The sequence below is a fragment of the Gellertiella sp. DMC107 genome (genome assembly GCF_056313605.1).
On the sequence record NZ_JBQUZZ010000005.1, the window covers coordinates 315,247 to 333,302 of the forward strand.

Here is an 18,056-nt window from a genome sequence, read left to right on the forward strand (position 1 = left end):
GAAGACACAATCGCCACCCGCCATCCTCCCCAGTCTTTGCAAGCCGCAAATTCCCGCTTGTGGCAGGGCGGAACTGCCGCTACCTCTTCAGCGGTAGACAATCAGAAAAATGGGGCGGAGCGGTGACGCGCGACGGTGCCGACACAGATCCGCAAGAGATGACGGCCAGGCTGCTTGCCTGGTATGATCGCCATCATCGCGCTTTACCCTGGCGAATGCCGCCTTCCGACGGGAAAGCAGGCCTCCGCACCGATCCCTACCGGGTGTGGCTTTCGGAAGTGATGCTGCAGCAGACGACGGTGCAGGCCGTGAAAGCCTATTTCGATCGGTTCACCCGTCTCTGGCCTTCGGTCGAGGATCTGGCTGCCGCCCCCAGCGAGGAGGTCATGGCCGCCTGGGCCGGTCTTGGCTATTATGCCCGTGCGCGCAATCTGAAAAAATGCGCCGAAGCGGTCGCCTTTCAGCATGGCGGCCGGTTTCCCGAGCGGGAGGAGGATCTCCTCGGCCTGCCGGGCGTGGGCGCCTATACCGCTGCGGCCATCGCGGCCATTGCCTTCAACCGCAAAGCCACCGTCGTGGACGGCAATGTGGAGCGGGTGGTGACCCGCCTGCAACGCATTTCCACCCCTCTTCCCGCCGCGAAAGCCCCGATCCGCGCCTTTACCGCGGCGATGGTTCCCGACGACCGCCCCGGCGATTTCGCGCAGGCGATGATGGATCTCGGCGCCACGATCTGCACGCCGCGTCGTCCGGCCTGCGCGCTCTGTCCGCTGAACGGAGATTGCCGGGCCCTCAGAGAGGGCGATCCGGAACTCTATCCCGTCAAGGCGGCCAAAAAGGAGAAACCGATCCGGGTGGGCGCGGCCTATGTGGCGGTGGGGCCGGGTCCGTCCGTCTTTCTCCACCGCCGGCAGGACAGCGGCTTGCTGGGTGGCATGAGCGAGGTGCCCGGCACGGTGTGGACCGCGCGGGAAGACGGGGCGACCGACCTTTCCGGGGCCCCCTTCCCCGGAGCCTGGCAGCCGGCTGGCGCCGTCAGCCACGTCTTCACCCATTTCGAACTCCGGCTGTCGGTTTATCGCAGTGACATGGAAAGCGTGCAGGACAGCAATGACGGATGGTGGCAGCCTGTCGATAAAATTGATCAGGCGGCATTGCCGACCGTCATGAAAAAGGCGATTGCCGCCGCCATGCCCGATGCGTTCAGAACGAAGAGAAAAGAAAAGCCATGACTTCAGCCATCAGCCACATCGTCTTCGACATCGGCCGGGTGCTCATCCATTACGATCCCAACATCCCCTTCAGCCGGCTCATTCCCGACGAGGCGGAACGCCAGTGGTTCTTCCAGAATCTCTGCACCCATGAGTGGAACATCGAGCAGGATCGCGGCCGCCCCTGGGAAGAGGCCGAGCGCCTGCTGATTGCGCTGCATCCGGACCGCGAAAGCCATATCCGCGCCTTCCGCAAGCATTGGCGCGAGATGGTGCCCTATGCCTATACGGATACGGTCGCCATCATGGAGGGCCTGATCGCAGAGGGCCGCGACGTGACCATGCTGACCAATTTCGCCAGCGACACCTATCGGGAGGCGAACGAGATCTTTCCCTTCCTTGCCAAGCCGCGCGGAGTAACGGTTTCGGGCGACGTCAAGCTGATCAAGCCCGACCGGCGGATCTACGACCTGCATGTGGAGAGCTTCGGCCTTAAGCCCGCAGAGACCCTGTTCATCGACGATTCGCCCGCCAATGTGAAAGGTGCGCAGGCTGCGGGATGGCAGGCGGTTCTCTTCACCGGGGCCGATCAATTGCGCCGGGATCTTGCCGGCTTCGGCATTCCGGCCTGTAGGATCAGCCGCACAAACCGGCGAAGGCCGATTCCAGATCCCGGGTCAGGCCAACCGTATCGAAAAGCGGGGCGTGATCGCGGGCAGCAATAAGCTTCTGGCGCAGGATGGAAAGGCGGTTTCCATCCTGCGCCAGCGCGTTCGTCAGGCGGACGAACGCATCCAGGTCTTCCGCAACGAGCTCCGGGAGCCCGACGGAGGAAAGCAGGCTTTCGCTGACGCGACCTGCGAAACTTGTGCCCCTGACCGTGACCACCGGCACCCCCGCCCACAGGGCATCGGAGGTGGTGGTGTGGCCGTTGCAGGGCGTGCAATCGAGCGCGATATCCGCCGCCGCCAGGCGCTCCAGATGAGCGGCCAGCGGCATGCGCGGCGCGACGATCAACCGATCCGCCGAAACCCCGCGGGCTTCTGCCGCGCGCTTCAGGTTGGCGGCGACCATTTCCGATTGCGGCGCCAGCCAGAGAACCGACCCTTCGACCGTTTTCAGAATGTCCATCCAGGCGCTGAAGGCGCGACTGCGCATTTTGGGGGCCTGGTGGAAGGCGGCAAAGACGATCCCGTCCTCCGGCAGGCCGTAAACCGCCCGCGACGCGGGCCGGACCGGGCGGACACGGCCGCGATCGTTTGCCTGGTAGCAGCGCGGCAGCCGGAGGATCGTCTCTTCGAAGAAGGCGTCCGAACCGGGCGGCGCGACGATGGAATCGGCGATGGCATAGTCAATCCCGACACCGGCAACGGAGCCGGGAAAGCCGAGATAGGACACCTGAAGCGGCGCCGGCCGGCGGGTGAAGATGCCGAGGCGCCCTCCCTGGGTGAACCCCTTGAGATCGACCAGGATATCGATGCCGCGACGGGCGATCTCGGCGGCGGCCTGATCGTCTCGCAGGGGGAGGATATCCACATAGTGATCGACGGCGGCGAGCGCCCGCTCCCGCAGCGGGCCGTGGCGCGCGCTTTCTTCCGTATGGCAGAACAGGAACACTTCGAACCGGTCCCGGTCATGGGCCTCCAGAACACCGGTGAAGAGCGACAGCGTCGCATGCTCGTGGAAATCGCAGGACACATAGCCGATGCGGATGCGGCGGCCGGTGACCGGCACGGCCGGTTTTCTGGCCACGGGCGGCGTGAAGAGAACCTCCGCGGTGCGGCGTGCCGTCTTCAGATGATAGGCCTCATCGCCGGACCAGAGGATCGCGCGAAAGGCATTTTCCCGGATATCGGCGTGGTCGCCTTCCCGCGCATAACCGGCTTCGAGCGCGGCCTGCAGCCGGTCTGTCAGGTCGAAATCGCAGAGATTGGCGGCCACCCAGAAAAGTTCGCTGAGGGCGAGCCGTTCGCCCGGCTGCATCTCCAGCGCCTTCAGCAGCAGCGGCAGTGCCCGCTCGTGATGATCGGTACCGGACAGGACGAGAGCGGCATTGAGAAGATTGCCGAAATTGCCGCCCAGCGCGGCGAGGCGCGCGGCGAAGGGCAAGGCTTCCTGATATTGCCCCGCCTCGCGCAGGATGCTGCAAATGCCGTGATTGACCTCGATATCCTCAGGCATCAGCGGATGCAGCGACAGAAGACAGGCCAGGGCCTTGTCCGACAGACCGGCGGAGACGTAATGGACGGCGGCGCGAAGACCGATTTCGCGCTTGCGATCCGGCGACAGCGCCACCGCATCGGCAAAGAAGCGGGCGGCCTCGGCCAGATTGCCCTGCTGTTCGTGAATGGTGCCGGCGAGCAGATGGGCGTTGAGATTGCGACGCTCCTTTTCCAGAAGCCGGCGCAGCGTCGCGAGCGCAATCTTCAGATCGCCCCGCTGGTACTGCTGCATCGCCTTGTCCAGCAAAGCCGCCATTCCATCCGCTCCATTTCGTTGCAGCGAGACTTAGAAAGCGCGTCTTGTCCGAGGCTGGATAAGTGCCTGATAAAACAAGAATGCCCGGCCCTCTTGCGAAGGCCGGGCTCTCTTCCATATCCGCCGGGACTGAAGGTACGATGACCGGCGGCTGGCAGGGAACTTGAACTGGCGGGTCAATCCACCAGCTTGCCGAGACCGGCGCGCACCTTGGCCCGCAGGTCGTCGATGGGCTTCAGAACGCCATCTTCCTCGAAATGCCAGAAGGTCCAGCCATTGCAGGCATCGAAGCCCTGAACCTTTGCGCCGAGGCGATGGATGGAGCCGGCCTCACCGCCGGAGGCCAGCGTGCCATCGGCACGGATGATCGCGCTGTAGCGCCGCTTCTGGTCGAACAGGACCTGACCGGGCTTCACCAGCCCGCTTTCGACGAGAACGTTGAAGGCGACGCGCGCCTCCTGCTTCTTGCCGGTCAGCACTGTCAGCTCGGCCTTGCCGAGCGGCTCGACGGCGGCGATGCGGGCCGAGGCGGCATCGATATAATCCTGCTCGCGCTCGATGCCGACGAAATGGCGGCCGAGGCGCTTGGCGACGGCCCCCGTGGTGCCGGTGCCGAAGAAGGGATCGAGAATCACGTCACCCGGCTTGCTGGAGGCCATGATGACGCGGGCCAGCAGCGCCTCCGGTTTCTGGGTCGGATGCACCTTCTTGCCGTCGTCGCCCTTCAGGCGTTCGCCGCCGGAGCAGATCGGGAACAGCCAGTCGGAGCGCATCTGCACGTCGTCATTGGCAGCCTTCATCGCATCGTAGTTGAAGGTGTAACCCTTGGCCTTGGGATCGCGGCTCGCCCAGATCATCGTCTCATGCGCGTTCTGGAAGCGGCGGCCCTTGAAATTCGGCATCGGATTGGTCTTGCGCCAGACGATATCGTTGAGGATCCAGAAGTTGAGATCCTGCATCATCGCGCCGACGCGAAAGATATTGTGATAGCTGCCGATGACCCAGATCGAGCCGGACGGCTTCAGCACCCGGCGGCAGGCGAGCAGCCAGGCGCGGGTGAAAGCATCATAGGCTTCGAAGGAGGCGAACTGGTCCCATTCGTCATCGACCGCATCGACCATGGACTGGTCCGGGCGGGTGAGCATGCCACCGAGCTGGAGATTGTAGGGCGGATCGGCGAAGATCACATCGACCGACTGGTCCGGCAGCGCTTCGAGAGCGGCCACGCAATCACCCTTGATGATGGAATTGAGCCAGGACAGCGGCTCGGTGCTTTGACGCAGGCCGGAAAGCGGGAGAACAGACGCCATTTCGATACTCACTTTTTACGCTTACGCTGAACAAATCCTTGATGCTTATGGTTACCGAAGTTGGTTACCAAAGGCTGAACGGGAACGAGAAAAAGCGCCAGCGACGATGCCGCATGCGGAAGGCGACCGCATGCAGCGCGACCCGCTGACCTCGCAAAGGCTTGCATTTCTGGCCTGATCTTGCCCAGCCCGGCGACAGGTGAGCCGTCTTGCGGGAGGCCTGATTTCCCTGCAGCCGGTCCGGCCATCTCCGGTCATCCGAAGGGCGTCCAAGCCTTGGTTTGTCCGGGCGTTGCGGCCGGAAAACGGCGATCACCCGTTCCTGAAAAAGGCGCCGGCAAGATCAGGCGCACATTCGAAGAGGACCATGGCCGCCCGCCGCCGTGCCGCTTTTCAGAAGGCAAAATGACGGCACGCGCCAGACAGGTAAGGTTCTTGCTGTTTCAGCGGAGGGTGAAGGCAGATCGCCCTGCGGACGTCGTTGACAGATCGGTCAACCGACGATGGCGAAGGCGTCGCGGGTGGTGCCGGAGACGGTCCGGACCGGGCGCTGGCCGATCCATTTGACGTGCCGTTCGAGGATGGCGACCGCATCCGAAGTGGCGCCCTGGCGAAGGGCGGTCAGAATGGCACGGTGATCGTGGTCGGTGCGGGCCTCCCAGCCGGAATGCCAGGCGGAAAACAGGAACCGGGCCGATACGGAATGCAGATCGTCGATGGATGCGAGCAGGCGCGGCATGCCGCACGTGGACAGGATGAGCGTGTGGAAACGCCGGTTCGCCGCTTCCCAGGCGCGCACGTCGCCCGCCGCATCGCCTTCGCGGGTCGCCTCTTCCGCCTGATCGAGAATGGAAGCGGTGAGATGGGGTGCGGCATGTTTCAAGGCCAGAACTTCGAGCGCGGCGCGCATTTCCGCCACTTCCTTCACTTCGGACAGATCGAAGGAGGCGACACGCACACCCCGGCGCGGCTCCGAAATGGCCAGTCCCTGCGCTTCGAGGCGGCGGAACGCTTCCCGCACGGGCACATGGCTGGCACCGAATTCTTCCGCCACATGATCCTGACGCAGCCGCATGCCGGGCGTGAGCTCACCCCGGATGATCCGCTCGGCGAGCGTCCGGCTGATTCTGGCGACTATGGTATCGTCTCGGTCCTTCCTCATGCAGGCTCTTAGAGCATCGGGACGGGTGCCGTGCAAGCGCCATCATGGACCAGACCCAACGCTTTCGGCGGGCAGGCAGACCTCGCATGCACCGTGATCCCGGCATAGAATATCCGCCCTCGCCGGAGGGCAGCGTTTGTCCTGTCCGGGGAAACGGCAGGCTGGACAGGTTTACCTCCCCGCCTCCCGCAGGAGCTGGCCTTTCCCCCCCTTGCCCGCATCCCCGGAGCGCGGCCGCACCGGGGCGGAAACGGGAAAAGGCATCAGGCCGGACCGCCTCAGCGGGCCTTTGCGGCCGCCTCCAGCCCTCCCTTCTTGTCGACATGGTCGCGAATATAGTTCGCGAGAAATACATTCTCGGCACGCAGCAATTCTATCTTCTGGCGGAGTTCCACGGCCTCAGACGAGAGTTTCTCGATCTCGGTCGCATATTGCATCATGACCTGGCTCGCCCTCACGCGCTCCTCCTCCAACTCGGCCACGGCCTGATCGTAGAGCTCGCGATGGTTCGCCTCGATATCCGTCAGCTCGGCCAGCCTGTCGGCAATCTCGCGGACGATCAGTTCGCTTTCCTTGCTGTCGATGGCACGGATGTTCATGATCAGCGCCCCAGTCTGAAGGATGGCCGTTCCATCGACCTCAGGCCTTCCAGTTCTTCAGGTAGGGGGCAAAGGAGGTCTTGATGGCTTCGTTGAGCGTCGAGAGCGCGACCTCTGCGCGGTCCGCCCGGAGCGTCATGTCGGAAATCCGCTTTTCGAGGCTGGTCTTGTCCCGCTCCAGATCGCTTTTCACGCTTTCCAGATGGGCGATGGTTTCGGCCGAGCGGGTGCGCAATTCCAGCAGGCCATTCTCCAGCTCCTGGATGCGGAGCGAGCTGATGCGCAGCGCCTCGGCTGCCTCGCGCACGATTTCCAGCGAACCCGGCGAATTGCGGGGAATTTCCGCTTCCGCATTGACGATCAAGCCATAGCTGCTCGCGGGGGCGGCAATGGCAGCGGGTTTTGCGAATGTCAGGACATTCAGTTCGACATCTTCCGTCGGGATTTCATGGGTTTCGATCTCGGCAATCACTTCGCTTTGCATGGCTTGGCCCTCAATTCTTCTGGTTAATACTCAACACATTACTTTCTGTGGCGCTCGATTGAGCCGCATCCATCCCGACAAGCGGCGCGCGGGCGGTCCGGCGGAAGGCATCGAACTGGCGCTGCACCTCCGCCCGGCTTTCGCGGGAAATGTTCAGCGCGCCCTGAAGAAGGGCTCTTTCCGACCTTTCATTCTCGAGTTCCGCGGTCAGCCGGCTGTTGGCGGCGGCGAGTTCGGCCCTTTCCGCCTGCATGGCAGCTTCCGCATCGGCCAGCATGGCCGTCAGCGCGGTGATGCGTTCGCTGTTCTGATCGAGGATGGCATCCTTGGCCGCGATCGCCTTGGACATCATGGCGCTGCGGCTCTCCGCCTCGCGCCTTGCCTTCTCGGAGTCGTTGACCCGTTCCGTCAGCTTGGCCAGGTCTGCCTGCAGGGCCTGGTGGGCATTGTCCACCAGCGACTTGGACATCTGCAGCTCGCTGTAGAGACGCTCGACCGAACGGAAGGCATCATCCTTTTCGAGTTGCTGCTGGCGCAGCTGGCGGGCCGTCTGCTCGGCGATCTCCAGCCGGGCCCGCAGGCTGGCATTCTGCTCCTCGGCTGCGGATCGCTCCATCTGAAGCGCCGCCATGAAGGTGCGGTGCTGCACGGCGGCCTGTTCGGCGGCGGCCTTGTCCTGCGCATAGTGGGCTTCCACCTCCGCCAGCCGCCGGCGCGCTGCGGCGAGGTCCACTTCGAGGGTTTTCTGCAGGGCCGACATTTCCGTGACCTGCTGGGCCAGGGAGCCGTTGCCTTCCTTCAGGCGCAGGCTCTCGCGGTCAAGCACCGCATTTTGCTCCGTCACCACCGCGAGATCCTGCTCGAGGCGGGAAATACGCGCCGCAGAGGCTTCCAGCGCCGCCCGGTTGACGGTGGCTTCCCTGTCGTGGATCTTCAGCGCCTTCTCGAATTCGGAGGCCTTGCGCTGCACATCGACCCGCGCCTCCTCCGCCAGGCGAAGGGCCTCCTCCAGCCCGCCGACCTGCAGGATCCGCTCGCCGAGTTCGCTGGAGGCTGCCTCATACTTGCGGGAGAGTTCGCCGAGATTGAGCTCGTAGGTGGCATAGCGGGACTTGACGTCGGCAAGCGCCTGGGTGGCCTCCTCCCGGCTGCGCCGTTCCATGCGGAGCCTCTGCTCCATTTCCACGATCCTCGTCCGCGCCAGCTCCAGCTCGGTCGCGATATCCGTCAGCGGCTTGATCAGCAGATGAAACTCGTCGCGCAGCAGAAGAGCATCCTCCAGCCGCCCGCTATAGGCATCGATCCGCTGGCGCAGATCTTCGTTTCTCTGCCCGATCGCATCCAGCGGCATGGCCGCGGGATCCGTTTCGGCCCTGGCATTCCGCTGCTTGCGGAAAAAGGGTTCCCTGGGGGATAGAATATCGAGAATGGTCTTCATCTCCGCCTCTTTCGGGGATTTCTGCCCGGAACCTCAAAACAAAGCCGCTGCGTCTCCCGCTCCTGTTCCCGGTTCAGATCTTGCGCTCTGCTGTCTTCGCGGCCGCCGCCGGGTGAAAAAACCTCAGATTCCAAAACCTGATTCAATGCTAATTTAATTATTTATTGACTTTTGTAGTAACGGCGAAAACCGGTGTCAAATGTTGTCATTTTTAATCACATTGCCGCACACCTTCCCTGCCGGGTTCGCGCCGGCCAGCGCAAGAGGGCGGGATCCCGGCTTCCCGGACGTATATTAATGCCTTGTTTTTACAGCGCTATCTTCGACTTATTCCGGATGTTGGGGAGAGCCATGCAAGATCCCCGATTGTCGCGGAAGCTCGCTTCGTGTAGCAGGGCGCTTCACTCCCATTACAGCCGGAACAGACGGGGTCCACGCATTCATGAGCCAGATTGACCTGATCATCTTCGACAATGACGGCGTGCTCGTCGATTCGGAAATCATCGCGGCAGAAGTCGAATCAGTGCTGCTGACGGAGGCGGGCTATCCGATCTCCATCGAGGAAATGGGCGAGCGCTTCGCGGGCATGACCTGGCAGAATATCCTGCTTGCCGTCGAGCGGGAGGCGTCCATCCCGCTTTCGGCCTCGCTGATCGACAAATCGGAGACGATTCTCGACGAGCGCCTCGGCCGCGACGTGCAGATCATCCCGGGCGTCAAGGACGCGCTTTCGCGGCTCACCCAGCCCCGCTGCATCTGTTCCAACTCCACCGGCCGGCGGCTCGACAAGATGCTGACGCATGTGGCGCTGAAGGCCTATTTCGATCCGCATATCTATTCCGCCCGCGATCTCGGCGAGGACCGGGTGAAGCCGCGGCCGGACATTTTCCTTCACGCGGCGAAGGAAATGGGCGTGAAGCCCAGCCATGCGGTGGTGGTGGAAGATTCCGTCCACGGCATTCGCGGCGCGGTGGCGGCCGGCATGCGGGTGATCGGCTTTACCGGCGCCTCCCACACCTATCCCTCCCATGCGGACCGGCTGACGGATGCGGGCGCGGAAACGGTGATTTCCCGGATGAGCGACCTGCCCGCCACCATCGCCGCGCTGTCGCAATGGTCGGGTGCGGTCTGATTCCCGGTTCGCTCAGGCCCGCAGCATCAGCGCACCGGGAAGGATCTCATAGCGCGCCGGCAGGCATCCCATATCCTCGCCGTCGAATTCGAGGGGAACCATCGCTCCCGCCTCGATCGGGCTGACCTCCACCTGCCGGGCGCGGCGCATGACCACGTCCGGATGCGAGCGATGCAAGCCGCCATAAACCCGGGCGAGATTGGCGAGCAGCGTCAGGCGATTGCGGGCTTTCACCACCACGGTTTCAAAAAGGCCGTCGTCGATCAGTGCGTCGGGGGCGATCTTCATGCCGCCGCCGAACCAGGCGCCGTTGGCAATGGCGACAGCCGCCACCTGCGCCTCCAGCGGCGCCTCTCCGTCGAGTGCGATCCGGACGCGCGGAAAGCGGTAGGCCATCAGCGTTCGCAACGTATAAAAGAGATAGATCAGCGCGCCGCTGCGGTTGTTCTCAAGCTTCGCCCGGTTCACGGACAGGACGATATCGCCGGAGATGCCGAGGCTGGCAATGTTGAGGAAATGCCGCCTGCCCTCGCCGCCGCCCGGCAGGGCAAAGGTCACCCGGCCGGCATCCACCGGACGGGCCGGGCGGTCGAGCAGTTCCAGCGCTGCGGTGGCGGGATCACGGGAGAAGGTGAAGTTGCGGCGGAAATCGGAGCCGGTTCCGGCGGCGATGAATCCCAGATCGGGGCGTTTGGCGACCTCGCCCGGCGAAAGGCGCAGGAGGCCATCCGCCACTTCGCCCAGCGTGCCGTCGCCGCCGAAGGCAATCAGAAGATCGACGCCCGCCCGGGCATTACTTTCGGCCAGCCGCGCGCCATCGCCCCGCCCGCCGGTAAAGGCCATCTCCACGGCGCCGCAGCGGCTTTCGACAGCGGCCCGGACCGCTTCGGCGTGCCGTGAGGCCCGTCCCCCTCCCGAGACGGGATTCACGATGATTGCGATGCGCAATGCTCCCCCTCTTCACCGGACGGGCCGCCCCTCCTCCAGGGCCGGCCTTTTCCGGCGGTCTTACTTGGTGTTGTAAGGGCCTTCGTCGAAGCCCATGAAGACGCGGGCCGTCGCGCCGGTTCCCACCGGCAGCACGATGCCATCCTTCTGGAACAGGAACTGTCCGGACGGCTGACCGGCCGGCAGATCCACATTGAACTTCACCAGCTCGGAATAAACCGTCTGGTCGCCGTCGATCACGGCAACGCGGATCGGCAGGGTGAACTTGCCGGCCTTGCCGAGCGGGCCGAGGACGATGCGGCCCTGGGCCTGCACCATCACCTTGGTGGCGCCGGTTTCGTCCACGGTGCACTGGCGGGTCGTATCGGCCAGAGAGGCCTGGTATTGCAGCTTGGACTGGTCGTCGGGCGCGCCGTTCTTGCCCTTGCCGCCCTTGCGCAGGAAGGCCGTGCCCTCCCGCAGCGCAATCTGGGGGCAGGTGCCGGTCACGACGGGTGCAGGTGCCCCCTGGGCGGTGGAAAGCTTTTCCATGCCGGGCGCCTTGGTGCCGTGGTCGAAGGGCGTGGTGGTCGGCGTGTTGCAGCCCGCCACCGCCAGCAGCACGGCGGTCAACGCGGCCCCACGAAGCATCCTTGCCTGAATTCTGCCTGTCATGCTGCCACTCCCTGAACACCCGGCTGTTCCATGCCGGTACAAATGACGGAAAACGGGCCTTTCATGCCCCATGCGGATGCTCTATACCAGCGGCGCTGAAAAAAATCGATTGGGGGCAAAAGGTTTTGGGCAGGTTTTCGGAGGAAGCGGCGGGGCGCAGGACGCCCGCCTTCCGGCACGCGCCATGCGGACGCGACGCGAACTTGCCGAAGAACGAAAGTCACCGGGCAATTTTGGCGCAAACAAGATAAACCGGCGACGGCAAGGACGCTTAGACTTCGGGCTCCCATCCGACACCGGAACTCAAGGAAACTGGCAGTGGACTACATCTCGACGCGGGGCGAGGCCCCTACCCTCGGCTTTTCCGATGCGCTTCTCGCAGGGCTTGCGAGCGACGGCGGCCTCTATGTGCCGAAGAGCTGGCCGCAGCTGACGAAAAAGGAAATCCGCGCCCTGCGCGGCCTCACCTATCAGGAAACCGCCTTCGAGATCCTCTACCGCTTTACCGGCGGCGAAATTCCCGCGGAGGATTTCCGCGCCATGATCGACGAGGCCTATGCCACCTTCCGCCATCCGGCGGTGGCGCCGCTCGTCCAGACCGGGCCGAATTCCTTCATCATGGAGCTTTTCCACGGCACGACGCTCGCCTTCAAGGACGTGGCGATGCAGCTCATCGGCCGGCTGATGGACTATGTGCTGGAAAAGCGGGGGCAGCGCGCCACCATCGTCGGGGCGACCTCGGGCGATACGGGCGGGGCCGCCATCGACGCCTTTGCAGGACGTGACCGCACCGACATCTTCATCCTCTTCCCCGAGGGCAAGGTCTCGCCCGTCCAGCAGCGGCAGATGACCACGCACGGCGCTTCCAACGTGCATGCGCTGGCCGTGAAGGGCAATTTCGACGATTGCCAGAACCTGGTGAAGGCCATGTTCAACGACCAGGCCTTCCGCACACGGGTGCAGCTTTCGGGCGTGAACTCGATCAACTGGGCGCGCATCATGGCGCAGGTGGTCTATTACTTCACCACAGCCGTGGCCCTCGGTTCACCGGACCGGAAGATGTCCTTCACCGTGCCGACCGGCAATTTCGGTGACATTTTCGCCGGTTTCGTCGCCAAGCGCATGGGGCTGCCGATCGACCGGCTGGTGATCGCCACCAACGAGAACGACATTCTGGCCCGCACGCTGAAGACCGGCCGCTACGAGATGAAATCCGTGAAGGCGACCACCACGCCCTCCATGGACATCCAGATATCCTCCAACTTCGAACGGCTGCTGTTCGAAGCCTATGGCCGGGATTCCTCGGCGGTGCGCGGATTGATGGAGAACCTGAAGCAGGCGAATGCGTTTACCCTTTCGGAAGGCGCGCTGCGCGCCATCCGGCGCGAGTTCAAGGCGGGCCGGGCCAGCGAGAAGCAGGTGGCGGCGACCATCCGCGAAACGCTGGAAAAGACCGGCTATCTGCTCGACCCGCACACGGCTGTTGGAGTTTTTGTTGCCAAGGCGCACGAAAAATCCAATAGTCCCATGATTACGCTTGCCACGGCGCATCCGGCAAAATTCCCCGACGCGGTCAAGAAGGCCGCTGGCGTGACCCCGGAACTTCCCGCCTGGCTCGGTGACCTGATGGATCGCCAGGAGCGCTTCGAGGTGATCGAGGCGGATCTCCAGGCGGTCGAGAAACTGATTGGCGCCCACGCCCGGGCCGGCAAGGCCTGAGGCGACTGGGTTCGCAGAAAGACGGACGATGAAGGTTGAGTGCACCCGGCTTGCTTCCGGTTTGACAGTGGTAACGGAAAACATGCCTCATCTGGAGAGCGTCGCTCTCGGGGTCTGGATCAAGTCGGGATCGCGCAACGAGACGCGCGAAGAGCATGGCATCGCCCATCTGCTCGAACATATGGCCTTCAAGGGCACGCATCGCCGCTCGGCCCGGCAGATCGCCGAGGAAATCGAGAATGTGGGCGGCGAGGTCAACGCCGCGACCTCGACGGAGACGACCTCCTATTATGCCCGCGTCCTCAAGGATCACGTGCCGCTCGCGGTCGACATTCTCGCCGACATCCTGACCGACAGCGTCTTCGACGAGGAAGAGCTAGCCCGCGAGAAGAACGTCATCCTGCAGGAAATCGGCGCGGCCGACGACACGCCCGACGACGTGGTGTTCGACCGCTTCTCCGAGGCCGCCTATGCGGAGCAGACCATCGGCCGCTCGATCCTCGGCACGCCGGAAACGGTCCTGTCCTTCCAGCCGGACCAGATCCGCGGCTATCTCTCGCGCAACTATACTACCGACCGCATGTTCGTGATCGCGGCCGGCGCTGTCGATCACCAGGATTTCGTGCGCGAGGTGGAAACCCGCTTCGCCAGCCTGCCGCAGAAGCCTTCGGTTTCGCCGGTCATGGATCTCGCCCGCTATACGGGCGGCGAGGTGCGCGAGACCCGCGACCTCATGGATACGCAGGTGCTGCTCGGCTTCGAGGGCAAGGCCTATCACATGCGCGACTTCTACTGCTCGCAGATTCTCGCCAATATTCTCGGCGGCGGCATGTCTTCGCGGCTCTTCCAGGAAGTGCGCGAAATTCGCGGTCTCTGTTATTCGGTCTATGCCTTCCACTGGGGCTTTTCCGATACGGGCATCTTCGGCATCCATGCCGCGACCGGCGGCGAGAACCTGCCGGAACTGGTGCCCGTCATCATCGACGAGCTGAAGAAAAGCTCGGAGCGCATCGACCCGCAGGAAATCGAGCGCGCCCGCGCCCAGATCCGCGCCCAGCTGCTGATGGGGCAGGAAAGCCCGGCCGCCCGGGCCGGCCAGATCGCCCGGCAGATGATGCTCTATGGACGCATCATTCCCAACAACGAGATGATGGAACGGCTGGCCGGTATCACCACCGACCGGCTGACCGATCTCGCCGGCCGCCTGTTCTTCGACACCAAACCCACGCTTTCTGCCATCGGACCGCTCGATCAGCTGGCTCCGCTGGAGAAAATTGTGGCCTCGCTTTCCGGCAAGGCCCCCGCTCCCTTGACGGCGAACGGCTGAACGGGAACTTTGGCCTGTCGCTTAAGGGACGGCCATGATGGCCGCAAGGGATCGAGCAGCGGATGACACGGTCGGTATTCCGATTTTTCTCGCGGAACAATTCGCCGGTCGAGCTCTACGGCGACGGGCTGTATCTGCGGATGCCGCAAACATCCGATTACCGCGCCTGGCAGCGGCTGCGCTCCGACAGCCGCACCTTTCTGCAGCCCTGGGAACCGAAATGGCGGCCGGACGAATTGTCCGGCAGCGCCTATCGCGCCCGGCTCAACCGCTACCAGCAGGAATATGATGCGGGCCAGTCCATCGCGCTCTTCATCTGGGACCCGGACAGCGAGGAGCTGCTCGGCGGCATCACCATCGGGCTTATCCGGCGCGGCGTGGCGCAGAGCTGCATGATCGGCTACTGGATGGGGGAGCAGCATGCGGGCAAGGGCATCATGTCCCGGACGCTCGATACGGTCATCCCCTACATCTTCGGCCCGCTCGAGTTGCACCGCATCGAAGCTGCCTGTATTGCGGACAATGCCCGCAGCATCCGCCTCCTTGAAAAGGCCGGATTTCGACAGGAAGGCTCGTTGAGGGGCTATCTGAAGATCAACGGCGAATGGCGCGATCACCTCATGTATGCCCTTCTCGCCAGCGACGAAAACAGGAACCGGAAGACGTCATGACATCAGGGAAAACCGGGTTTTCGGCGTTTTCGATCGCGTGGGTGGCCGTCCTGCCGCTGCTCGCCCTCTTGCTGTGCCTGTCACCGGTGGCCGCATCCAATGCCTTTGCCGTCGAACCGGTCAAGATTTCCCGCGAAGATACGGCGCTGAACCTCACCGCCACCACCGAGATCTACACCAACCAGAGCGACAAGCTGACCGTGACCGCGGCCGATGGCCCCGACGGCATCCGCCGTCGCTTCGCCGTGGAACCGAGCTCGCCGAACCATCAGGGCGACTGGGCCGTCTTCGCGCTTGCCAATGTCACGGACGAGCAGATCGAGCGCCTGATCGTCGCACCCCATTACCGGCTGGTGAATTCGAAGGTGTTCTGGCCCGATCTCGGCTCGCAGCGCATCGTGGCGATCACGCCGTCGGAAGGCTTCGCGCTCGACCGTCAGCCGTCTTCCGAGGATGACGTGTTCCGCATCACGCTGAACCCCGGCGCGGTCGTGACCTTTGCGGCGGAGCTCGCCTCGCCCGATCTGCCGCAGCTCTATCTCTGGGAGCCCGACGCCTACAAGGACACGGTCAATGCCTTCACGCTCTATCGCGGGATCGTGCTCGGCATTGCCGGCCTGCTGGCGGTGTTCCTGACGATCCTCTTCGTGGTGAAGGGCACGTCCATGCTGCCGGCGACCGCTGCGCTCGCCTGGGCCGTGCTTGGCTATATCTGCGTCGATTTCGGCTTTCTCGAAAAGCTGATCACGCTGACATCGGGCGACCAGCGCATCTGGCGGGCCTCGACTGAGGTGGCGCTGGCGGCGGGGCTTGTCATCTTCCTCTTCACCTATCTCAATCTCAACCGGTGGCACGTCAATCTCGGCTATGCCACCTTTGCCTGGGTTCTCGGCCTCGGCCTGCTGTTCGGCGTCGCCATCTACGATCCCTCGATTGCGTCCGGCGTCGCCCGGCTTTCCTATGCGATGACGGCGGCGGCGGGCATTCTGCTGATCGTCTATCTGGGCTTCAACCGCTATGACCGCGCGATCCTGCTGGTGCCCGCCTGGGTGCTGATTCTCGTCTGGCTGTTCGGCGCCTGGCTGACCGTCACCGGGCAGATCGACAATGACGTGGTACAGCCGGCGCTTGGCGGCGGCCTCGTGCTGATCGTGCTTTTGATCGGCTTTACCGTCATGCAGCATGCCTTTGCCGGTGGCGCCCTGCATCAGGGCCTGTTCTCGGATCTCGAGCGGCAATCGCTGGCGCTGACGGGATCGGGCGATACGGTCTGGGACTGGGACGTGGCGCGCGACCGGGTGGTGACCATTCCCGATCTCTCCGCCAAGCTCGGCCTGCCGCAGGGCGCCATGAACGGGGCGGTGCGCAACTGGCTGCCGCGGCTTCACCCCGATGACCGCGACCGTTTCCGCGCCACGCTGGACGTGCTGCTGGAACATCGTCGCGGCCGGCTGAGCCACGAATTCCGCATTCGCGCCGAGGATGGCCATTTCCACTGGCTGGCGATCCGGGCCCGGCCGGTGCTGGGCTCGAACGGCGAGATCATCCGCTGCGTCGGCACGATCATCGACGTGACCGAGCAGCGAAATTCCATCGACCGTCTGTTGAACGACGCGCTGCGCGACAACCTGACCGGCCTGCCCAACCGTCAGATCTTCCTCGACCGGCTGGAAAGCGTGATGGCGCTCGCTCCCACCGACGAGCGGGTGCGCCCGACCGTGCTCATCATCGACATCGACCGCTACAAGCTGGTCAACGATACGCTGGGCATTGCCGCCGGCGACAACATCCTGATTGCGCTGACGCGACGGCTGCGCCGCCTGCTGAAGCCGCAGGATACGCTGGCGCGGATTTCCGGCGACCAGTTCGCGCTCCTCCTCGTATCCGAGGCGAACCCGGCCAAGGTCGCGGATTTCGCCGATGCGGTGAGCCGCGCCATTTCCGTGCCGCTCTCCTTTGCCAATCGGGAAGTGGTGCTGACGGCTTCCATCGGCCTTTCCACCTGGGTAACGCAGCAGGACAGCGCCGCCGGGCTGGTGGCGGATGCGGAGCTGGCCATGTATCGCGCCAAGAAGGCGGGCGGCAATCGCGTCGAACCCTTCCAGCCGTCCTTCCGGGGCATGGGTTTCGACCGGCTGCAGATGGAAGCGGATTTGCGCCGCGCCGTGGAGCGCCGCGAGCTCACCCTGACCTATCAGCCGATCATCCGCCTGAACGATGCGGAAGTGGCGGGCTTCGAAGGCCTCATCCGCTGGGACCATCCGAAACGCGGTCTGGTACCGATCAACGAGATCTACGATGCGGCAGAAGCAGCCGGTCTCTGCGCCACACTGAATGCCATCGCGCTCGAGCGGGCCGCGCAGGATCTCAATGCCTGGCAGGCGCAAACCGGCGAAATTCCCGTTTTCGTGACGGTCGGGATTCCGACCGGTCAATTGCTCAACAACGAGCTCTGCATGGATGTGAAATCCGTGCTGACCCGCACGCAGGTCAAGGCCGAGCAGCTGAAGCTCGAATTCGGCGAAACGCTGGTCATGGAAAACCCGGAACAGTCGCGCCTCGTGCTCGAAAAGCTGAAGCAGAACGGCATCGGCCTGGCGCTCACCGATTTCGGCACCGGCTATTCCTCGCTCTCCTATCTCGCCCGCTTCCCCTTCGACACGATCAAGCTCGACAAGTCGCTGGTGGGTGGCGAAGGCGAACGCCGCGCCATTCTGCTCCGCTCCATGATCGTCATGGCGCGGGACCTCGGCATGGATGTGGTGGCGGAGGGGATCGAAAGCGACGAGGACGCGATCGAACTGGCGCGGCTCGGCTGCCGCTACGGGCAAAGCTACCTCTTCGGTGCCCCCATCCCCGCAGACAGCGTGCTGCGTCTCCTGAAGGAGCGCTTTCCGCTGACGAAAAGCGCCTGAACCTCAGG

At 63.9% G+C, this 18,056-nt stretch carries 15 protein-coding genes; 7 read left to right on the forward strand and 8 right to left on the reverse strand.

All coding sequences use genetic code 11. From position 1 onward, the window contains the following. The first annotated feature begins 158 nt into the window (after window positions 1-158). Window positions 159-1,232, forward strand: a complete 1,074-nt coding sequence (mutY, locus tag ACT54B_RS17720) for an A/G-specific adenine glycosylase (protein ID WP_476046759.1) — start codon at window positions 159-161, stop codon at window positions 1,230-1,232. Then, window positions 1,229-1,936: an HAD family hydrolase gene (locus ACT54B_RS17725; protein WP_476046760.1), complete on the forward strand. Its 708-nt coding sequence runs from the start codon at window positions 1,229-1,231 to the stop codon at window positions 1,934-1,936. The genes mutY and ACT54B_RS17725 overlap by 4 nt, the downstream gene beginning before the upstream one ends. Here the strand turns inward: ACT54B_RS17725 and ACT54B_RS17730 are convergent. The 6 genes from ACT54B_RS17730 to ACT54B_RS17755 all read right to left on the reverse strand — a co-directional run bounded on the left by ACT54B_RS17730 (window position 1,848) and on the right by ACT54B_RS17755 (window position 8,682). Further along, window positions 1,848-3,689 carry an O-linked N-acetylglucosamine transferase, SPINDLY family protein gene (locus ACT54B_RS17730; RefSeq protein WP_476046762.1) on the reverse strand — a complete coding sequence of 614 codons (1,842 nt, stop codon included), beginning with the start codon at window positions 3,687-3,689 and terminating at the stop codon, window positions 1,848-1,850. The genes ACT54B_RS17725 and ACT54B_RS17730 overlap by 89 nt on opposite strands. A 176-nt stretch (window positions 3,690-3,865) precedes the next feature. Continuing rightward, a complete protein-coding gene (locus ACT54B_RS17735) occupies window positions 3,866-4,999 on the reverse strand; it encodes a DNA methyltransferase (protein WP_476046764.1) in 1,134 nt (377 codons plus the stop codon). 493 nt (window positions 5,000-5,492) lie between these two features. Continuing rightward, window positions 5,493-6,161: a GntR family transcriptional regulator gene (locus tag ACT54B_RS17740; protein ID WP_476046766.1), complete on the reverse strand. Its 669-nt coding sequence runs from the start codon at window positions 6,159-6,161 to the stop codon at window positions 5,493-5,495. A 278-nt stretch (window positions 6,162-6,439) separates the two neighbouring features. Beyond that, the gene (locus ACT54B_RS17745) at window positions 6,440-6,760 is read right to left on the reverse strand and encodes a hypothetical protein (protein ID WP_476046768.1); all 321 of its coding nucleotides are present in this window, start codon (window positions 6,758-6,760) and stop codon (window positions 6,440-6,442) included. Window positions 6,761-6,800: 40 nt separating this feature from the next. Next, window positions 6,801-7,244 carry a hypothetical protein gene (locus tag ACT54B_RS17750; RefSeq protein ID WP_476046770.1) on the reverse strand — a complete coding sequence of 148 codons (444 nt, stop codon included), beginning with the start codon at window positions 7,242-7,244 and terminating at the stop codon, window positions 6,801-6,803. A 10-nt stretch (window positions 7,245-7,254) separates the two neighbouring features. Next, window positions 7,255-8,682: a hypothetical protein gene (locus ACT54B_RS17755; protein WP_476046772.1), complete on the reverse strand. Its 1,428-nt coding sequence runs from the start codon at window positions 8,680-8,682 to the stop codon at window positions 7,255-7,257. Between the two features lie 442 nt (window positions 8,683-9,124). Between ACT54B_RS17755 and ACT54B_RS17760 the strand changes: the two genes are divergently transcribed. Then, window positions 9,125-9,814, forward strand: coding sequence for an HAD family hydrolase (locus ACT54B_RS17760; RefSeq protein ID WP_476046774.1), 690 nt, complete (start codon window positions 9,125-9,127; stop codon window positions 9,812-9,814). A 12-nt stretch (window positions 9,815-9,826) separates the two neighbouring features. On the opposite strand, the gene ACT54B_RS17765 is transcribed toward ACT54B_RS17760, so the two are convergent. Next, window positions 9,827-10,762, reverse strand: a complete 936-nt coding sequence (locus ACT54B_RS17765) for a diacylglycerol/lipid kinase family protein (protein ID WP_476046776.1) — start codon at window positions 10,760-10,762, stop codon at window positions 9,827-9,829. A gap of 60 nt (window positions 10,763-10,822) precedes the next feature. Next, window positions 10,823-11,416 (reverse strand): hypothetical protein, encoded by a 594-nt coding sequence (locus ACT54B_RS17770; protein ID WP_476046778.1) that lies wholly within the window; start codon window positions 11,414-11,416, stop codon window positions 10,823-10,825. A 318-nt stretch (window positions 11,417-11,734) separates the two neighbouring features. Between ACT54B_RS17770 and thrC the strand changes: the two genes are divergently transcribed. The 4 genes from thrC to ACT54B_RS17790 all read left to right on the forward strand — a co-directional run bounded on the left by thrC (window position 11,735) and on the right by ACT54B_RS17790 (window position 18,048). Then, the gene (thrC, locus tag ACT54B_RS17775; protein WP_476046780.1) at window positions 11,735-13,135 is read left to right on the forward strand and encodes a threonine synthase; all 1,401 of its coding nucleotides are present in this window, start codon (window positions 11,735-11,737) and stop codon (window positions 13,133-13,135) included. Between the two features lie 28 nt (window positions 13,136-13,163). Next, the gene (locus ACT54B_RS17780) at window positions 13,164-14,462 is read left to right on the forward strand and encodes a M16 family metallopeptidase (protein ID WP_476046782.1); all 1,299 of its coding nucleotides are present in this window, start codon (window positions 13,164-13,166) and stop codon (window positions 14,460-14,462) included. A 62-nt stretch (window positions 14,463-14,524) separates the two neighbouring features. Further along, the gene (locus ACT54B_RS17785) at window positions 14,525-15,133 is read left to right on the forward strand and encodes a GNAT family N-acetyltransferase (RefSeq protein WP_476046784.1); all 609 of its coding nucleotides are present in this window, start codon (window positions 14,525-14,527) and stop codon (window positions 15,131-15,133) included. After that, entirely contained in the window at window positions 15,130-18,048 is a 2,919-nt protein-coding gene (locus tag ACT54B_RS17790) for an EAL domain-containing protein (protein ID WP_476046786.1), read from the forward strand. The genes ACT54B_RS17785 and ACT54B_RS17790 overlap by 4 nt, the downstream gene beginning before the upstream one ends. The last annotated feature ends 8 nt before the right edge of the window (window positions 18,049-18,056 follow it).